Below are 1,101 nucleotides of genomic sequence, written 5' to 3'. Positions count from 1 at the left end.
TTCCAGTATTCAAAAAGTTCATCAAGAGTGTATTCATCATATTCTTCTGAGGGATTTTCACTCATGTCAAATCGTGTCTTTATCCATTTTTCATCAACATCACGATAATACAGGATTGCGGAATGAAAGCCTATCCACTCGATAAATTCCCTATCAAAGAATTGCCGTTTAGCAAAATTAAGATTAGCAAAATCCTTGTGATATTTTATTGCCGCCTCATCTCTTACGTGAGCGGCTTCTTCTGGTGTATTATATGTACCTAACCTAATTCTCTTTTTATCTACATTAATAGCTGCAAAATACCTTCCGTTTCTATTTTTATTTACCCCCTTGAACCCTGTTTTTGAGGCATTAAATCTGTTCATCTGATTTTGTCCGTTAGTACAGATGCGCAAATTGCTTTTTTGGTTATTTAAACCATTATGATCAATATGGTCGACAAGCTCATTGAGGTGGGGATTTAATATAATTCTATGCATAGTCTTTGATGTCCACATTCCAGACGGCAACTGAACATTACAAATAGCATAGATATACTGCTTATCTCCACGTTTTTTGACTTTAGCAAACCATTTGCGTTGATTAAGAAGTTCAAAATCTTCATCATCGACTAAAGCAACAAATCCCTTTGTTAAATTAATTGTTTTCATTTTACCCGTATTAATTATCCCGTTCAAAAGAATCGGAAGGGAGAACGGGTTTCCCTTATCAGTCGGACATGACCCCGACCTATCCGATTCCAAAGATAAATAATATTTTTGAATTGCAGTCATTTAATCAGTATTTCCTCTGCCTGTTTTCTTTCGTCTGTCATCTCTCTCCTCCTTTTATGCGGTTGTTTTAAATTTACATCCATCACAAGTTTTCTTTTTTGCAAGAACATCACAGGTATCTTCAGATGTAATTGGATTTCCACAATACGATTGTGGTTTGTTGTTTTCTTTCATGCTGCTGCGAAATAGCTGTATCAGCTCGTCAATGCTTATGACGGGGACAAGTAAATCGTCTTTATCTAAAAACCGTACCATCCATATATAGAATTTTCGTATAGCCTTATCTTCCTCTGTCGGCATCGACTCGGCTACCTTGAAGAGGCTTAAA

Annotated in this window: 2 protein-coding genes; both read right to left on the bottom strand. The window is 36.1% G+C overall.

Annotation, left to right across the window (positions count from 1 at the left end):
• Positions 1-773 (bottom strand): AP2/ERF family transcription factor (locus JU82_RS12030; protein WP_294892703.1); only part of this gene is annotated, 773 nt, incomplete at its 3' end.
• Positions 774-827: 54 nt separating this feature from the next.
• Positions 828-1,101 (bottom strand): hypothetical protein (locus JU82_RS08930; protein ID WP_037949571.1); only part of this gene is annotated, 274 nt, incomplete at its 5' end.

The organism is Sulfuricurvum sp. MLSB, assembly GCF_000747095.1.
Classification (GTDB): Bacteria; Campylobacterota; Campylobacteria; order Campylobacterales; family Sulfurimonadaceae; genus Sulfuricurvum.
Note: the sequence above shows the minus strand (reverse complement) of the source record. Positions and strands in the feature narration are given on the sequence as shown.